Source organism: Psychroflexus sp. MES1-P1E (assembly GCF_002836055.1).
Classification (GTDB): domain Bacteria; phylum Bacteroidota; class Bacteroidia; order Flavobacteriales; family Flavobacteriaceae; genus Psychroflexus.
This window is the reverse complement of record NZ_PJBS01000166.1, coordinates 1-5,262: the sequence shown is the minus strand read 5'-3', so window position 1 is coordinate 5,262 and position 5,262 is coordinate 1. Positions and strand designations below refer to the sequence as shown.

The 5,262-nt window shown below is 30.9% G+C and carries 8 protein-coding genes; all 8 read left to right on the top strand.

Features of this window, described 5'->3' with window-relative positions:
* The first annotated feature begins 39 nt into the window (after positions 1–39).
* The 8 genes from CXF67_RS07850 to CXF67_RS07815 all read left to right on the top strand — a co-directional run bounded on the left by CXF67_RS07850 (position 40) and on the right by CXF67_RS07815 (position 5,128).
* Positions 40–333, top strand: coding sequence for a DUF1330 domain-containing protein (locus tag CXF67_RS07850; protein ID WP_102088253.1), 294 nt, complete (start codon positions 40–42; stop codon positions 331–333).
* A gap of 30 nt (positions 334–363) precedes the next feature.
* Positions 364–1,131 carry an SDR family NAD(P)-dependent oxidoreductase gene (locus tag CXF67_RS07845; protein WP_102088252.1) on the top strand — a complete coding sequence of 256 codons (768 nt, stop codon included), beginning with the start codon at positions 364–366 and terminating at the stop codon, positions 1,129–1,131.
* Positions 1,132–1,596: 465 nt separating this feature from the next.
* Complete coding sequence (locus CXF67_RS07840) at positions 1,597–2,133, top strand: carboxymuconolactone decarboxylase family protein (protein ID WP_102088251.1); 537 nt, start codon at positions 1,597–1,599, stop codon at positions 2,131–2,133.
* A gap of 74 nt (positions 2,134–2,207) precedes the next feature.
* The gene (locus CXF67_RS07835) at positions 2,208–2,669 is read left to right on the top strand and encodes a YybH family protein (RefSeq protein WP_102088254.1); all 462 of its coding nucleotides are present in this window, start codon (positions 2,208–2,210) and stop codon (positions 2,667–2,669) included.
* A gap of 25 nt (positions 2,670–2,694) precedes the next feature.
* The gene (locus CXF67_RS07830) at positions 2,695–3,039 is read left to right on the top strand and encodes a YciI family protein (RefSeq protein WP_102088250.1); all 345 of its coding nucleotides are present in this window, start codon (positions 2,695–2,697) and stop codon (positions 3,037–3,039) included.
* Complete coding sequence (locus tag CXF67_RS07825) at positions 3,039–3,443, top strand: 2-hydroxymuconate tautomerase family protein (protein ID WP_102088249.1); 405 nt, start codon at positions 3,039–3,041, stop codon at positions 3,441–3,443. Before CXF67_RS07830 ends, CXF67_RS07825 begins: the two co-directional genes overlap by 1 nt.
* Before the next feature lie 14 nt (positions 3,444–3,457).
* On the top strand, positions 3,458–4,339 hold the full coding sequence (locus CXF67_RS07820) for a helix-turn-helix domain-containing protein (RefSeq protein WP_102088248.1): 882 nt from the start codon (positions 3,458–3,460) through the stop codon (positions 4,337–4,339).
* Between the two features lie 204 nt (positions 4,340–4,543).
* The gene (locus CXF67_RS07815; protein WP_102088247.1) at positions 4,544–5,128 is read left to right on the top strand and encodes a Crp/Fnr family transcriptional regulator; all 585 of its coding nucleotides are present in this window, start codon (positions 4,544–4,546) and stop codon (positions 5,126–5,128) included.
* Positions 5,129–5,262 lie beyond the last annotated feature (134 nt).

Sequence of the window (5,262 nt, the reverse complement as noted above, 5' to 3'; positions counted from 1 at the left end):
GAGAAATTAGGCACAGGAGTTTAATAAAAAATCAAAAAAATGAGTAAAGTAAATTTAATAATTGTAGCGACAATTAATCCAAATGAAAAGGAGGCAATGGCTCATTATTTAGTAGGAGTAGGTAAACTTTATGAAGAAGTACACGCTAAGTCTGTAGGGAAATATAAGGTCACTAAGGCATCTATTGGAAATTACACACCAAGTTTTGTTTCAATTATGGAGTTTGATAATATGGCTGCTTTGAATCAAGTGTTTGATAGCCAGACCTACCAGGCATTGATATCTTATCGTTATAAAGCGTTTTTAAAATTAGAGGCGTATATCAGTGAATAAAAATGATAAATAATTGCATTAACCTATAAAATGATACAAAACAAAAATACAGTGATTACGGGTGCAAGCGAGGGTATTGGATTCGCCATAGCAGAAAGATTTGTACGGGATGGAGCAAATGTAATTATAATATCTCGGAATCAGAACAAATTAGATGAAGCTGCAAAAGTCCTTTCCAAATACGGTACAGAAGTGCATACTATTGCAAAAGATTTATCAAATACTGAATCTATAAAAGAACTGGTTTTCTCAATAAATAATATATGGAGTACCATTGATGTTTTGGTTAACAATGCGGGAATTGCTCTTTTCGAACCAATGGAAGATGTGAAATTAGACACATTGGATTCAATGATAAACCTGAACCTTAAGGCCCCTTATTTATTGACTCAAGGACTATTGTCCTCAATAAAAAAGTCCAAAGGGAATATCATAAATATTTCATCTTATTTTTCGGATAGAATGATTTCAGGAAGACCTAGTACAGTATATTCATTGACAAAAGGAGCTATTAATTCTCTCACTAAATCACTTGCAAATGAAATTGGTAATACTGGGGTGAGAGTTAATGCAATTGCTCCAGGCTCAGTAAACACATCTTTATTGAGAAAAACAGTCAGTCAAATGACTGAACTTGACAAAGAAAAGTTTGAGAAAACAATATCCCAAATATATCCCTTAGGTAGAATTGGACAACCAGATGAAATTGCAGATCTTGCTATATTTCTTGCTTCCGAAAACTCAAAATGGATGACTGGATCTATTATTAATTTGGATGGTGGACTAAGAACAAACTAAACTAAATTGAGTATACGGCTCCAACTAGATAAGTCGGAGTACGCCTCACATACCATCGTAACAAATGGTTTTTCTAAGGGCAGGCCAGTTGGGTCTCGTTTACGGCAGTTCACCAAATTGAAGTTTGTATCTTATTTCTATAATCTACAATGGTTTTTAGCCTTTATTCAGGACAGGCTAGAAGTAAAGAAAACGGCATACAATAACACAAACAGCAATAGCGGTTTGAGTGGAAATTTAAATCGTTTTTGTGTTTAATTAAGTATCGTGATATTCAAAAATGAAATACATTTCAATCAGCTACTGCTCTTAAACTAAGCGTTACATCCAAGCTGAAATCGTAGGACAAATATTATTTTGAATAAAAATTATCCATCATAAAGCATAAATTATCCATTTTAGGAAATATAATGTAATTACACCTTTGTATTGTAAATAAATACACATTATAAATTCTAAAAAAAAATGGAAAAATTTATAGTACCAACAAGAGAGAACGTATCAGAAAACAATCAAGCGTTTTTTGATAATTTAGAAAAGGAAGTAGGCTTTGTACCAAATATGTATGCGTTTTTCGCATATTCTTCAACGGCTTTAGGAGATTATCTAGCATTGCAGAACAGAAAGAACTCTTTGAATTTCAAAGAAAAGGAGGTAATCAATTTAATTGTAAGTCAACTGAACGGTTGTAACTACTGTAAGTCTGCACACACAGAAATGGGTAAAATGGCAGGGTTTACAGAAGAAGAAATATTTGAAATTAGAAGAGCAAATATCTCTTTTGATTTGAAGTTAAATGCACTTGCTCAGCTTACTAGAGAAATTGTGGAACAAAAAGGAGAAGTGTCAGAAAAGGTCAAATTTAACTTCTTTGAAGTAGGATATAGTACAGAAAATTTAGTAGATATTGTAATGACAATTGGAGATAAAATAATAACCAATTATCTATTTGCATTGGTAAAAGTGCCTATTGATTTCTCCATGGCTAAAGAATTACAATGAAAAAGGCGATATTAGTTTTAACAATATTACCATTCTATACTATTAATTTGAATGCTCAAACAGAATCTAAACAGATGACTAAAAACTTAATTATTACAGGAAAAGAAGATACTAATTCTCGTCAACATCAGGAAATTATCGCTCTAATGCAATTTTACAAAGCATTTAATGGAAGAGATATGGATTTAATGCAAAAGAGTTGGATCAATTCTTCAGAAGCATCTATGAACAATCCACTTGGCGGAATAATGAGAGGTTGGAAAGATATAGAAAGTGTTTATGACAAAATCTTTAATGGCAAAGCTAAGGTATATGTGGAGTTCTATGATTTCACTATTTACGGTACAGAAAATATGTTTTTTGCAACAGGTAGAGAAAGAGGCTTTTTCAAAACAGATGAATCTGAAATAGAATTAGCCATTAGAACTTCAAGGGTTTTTATAAAAGTTAATGGAGAATGGAAACAAATACAACATCATGGTTCTATTGATAATCCGGACATATTAAGAGCATATCAGGAGTTAGTAAAGAAATAAACTATGAAAAAAGGTTTCATTTTAATTGTCATTTTATGAGGTATGTACAAAGTATCAAAAGCAAAAAAAAACATTTATTTATGAGATCACTTTTTTCGAACAATTTAGAAGCTCCGTAAATTGGAAGGAAAAACAAAGAAACATTCAACAAGAACATATAGCTTATTTAGATAGTCTTATAAAAAATGCTAAGATGGAAATTGCAGGAATCGTTGATCAGTCTTTAGAGAATCAAACAGGTATAATAATCCTTTCAGTTGATAATTATAAGGAAGCTGAAGAAATTGTGTTAAATGACCCATCAATTAAGGAGGGGATCATGTACTCAAGGATTAAACCACTCAATATCTATTTCAGAAAGGAACAATAATGAATAAACCGAATTTAAAATTTGCGCTTACAATGGCATTCGTTGTAACAAGCTACATAAGTTTCATATTGGTTGCAATCAATGCTGGTTTTGATGATGGTTTTATGATTTTGTGGTTAAGAAGTTGGCTAATTGCCTACTTACTGGCCGTTCCGTCCTTATTATTTTTATCACCAATTATTAGAAAAAAATATATAATTATGCCATACATAAATATTAAAATCACAAAGGAAGGTGCTACATCTAAACAAAAAGCAGAACTTATTGAAGGCATAACTTTCCTTTTACAAAAAATACTAAATAAAAACCGAGGAACAATATTTGTAATTTTAGATGAAGTAGAAACAGATAATTGGGGAATTGCAGGAGAGCAAGTAACTATAAGAAGAAAAAGAGAGAATTAATTTAACTTTACGTCATGGATAAACAAAATCAATTCACTATAATTAATCAACAAGATGGAAATTTAGCATTCAAAATTTACGCTTTTAGGGATAATAGTCATTTTGATCATTTACAGCGCAATAATTTTTATACTGTAGTTTGGGTTAAAGAAGGAAAGGGCCTTTTAAAAGTAGATTTTTCAGAGTATACATTTGAAAAATCTACTTTTTTTGCTTTTTCACCTTTTCAACCTTTTATGTTTTCGACCGATACTAACATAAAGGGAATAGCCATTCAATTTCATTCCGATTTTTATTGCATTCACCAAAACCCTAACGAAACTAACTGCGATACGGTACTTTTCAATAATATTTATCAAGCACCATTTTTTAAGGTAGATAAGGAAATGGAAAAGACCTTTGACTTCTTAATAGAACAGTTAAAATCTGAAGTTTCAGGCTATGAAAACCAGAACTATGAATTGCTAATCCCTAACTTAAAAGTGTTTTTAGGAAATGCCTCTAGAATTAAATCAAAATCTCAAATAGAAAAACCACGGTTTATAGACACTAAAACACCTTTTTTATTGAAAAATTTAAAAAGTGAAATTGAAATCAACTTTAAAGAAAAACACTCAGCGAGCGATTATGCAGATTTATTAAATATATCTTCCAACGCCTTAGCGAAATTAGTGAAATCGCATTATAATAAGACACTTACAGAATTAATTACGGAACGGATAATTATTGAAGCAAAGCGAGATTTGTACATGACAAGTAAACCAGTGAGAGAGATTGCTTGGTCATTGGGGTACAATGATGAATTTTATTTCAGTAGACTATTTAAAACAAATACCGATATTTCCCCTCAATTATATCGTGACACGGTAGGTTTTGGAAAAGCAGAATTGAATTAGTGATAATAAATATTCTATTCTCATGGCTCTTAACCTTGCCAATTGCGGCTGTTGGCGGTGCAGCAATTTACTACCTTTTCTTAAATTTATAGAAAGAAAAGATAAAAGCAAAATATTTATATTTAACTAAATAAACCGAAACAAATTACTTATCACCTTTACTATGTTTATTATTAAACGTTATTCACAAGATAAAAAACAAAATTGAACAATAAACCACTTATAGAATATATCAATCGTTATGTGAATTTAACACAAAACGAGATAAATCTGTTATTGGAGAATACAACGAACCGAAAATATTTAAAAGGACAATATATTGTTCAACAAGGAGACATTTGTCGTTTCGAAAGTTTTGTAATTAAAGGTTGTCTAAAAACATTTTACTTAGATAACGAAGGACAAGAGCACGTTGTACTATTTGCAATTGAAAATTGGTGGACTGCCGACTTTAGTAGTTTTCTTACCCAAAAACCAGCGGAATATAACGTACAATGTATAGAAAACTCAGAAGTCATTCAATTCTCGTTCGAGAAAATGGAAATGTTATATCAAAAAATCCCTAAACTTGAACGGTTCTTTAGAATTATAATACAAAAGGCTTTTGTGGCATCCGAAAAACGTATTGTTAGAAATTTCAGTCTTTCTGCAAAAGTAAGATATTTGGAATTCAAGAGTACATATCCACAAATCGAACAAAGAGTTCCACAATATCTGATTGCTTCGTATCTCGGAATCACAAGGGAATTTTTAAGCAAGATTAGAGGTCAAATTATTGCCGAACAATAGTAATATAGATTAACTTTCTTTTTTAACCTACCTTATTTTTATTCTCTAACAGGTCATAGAACTTTGTGTTATTAATTCAAACATAAAAATTATGGCAAGTTTATTAGAAAAAATCAGTGACCTCAACGACTAAC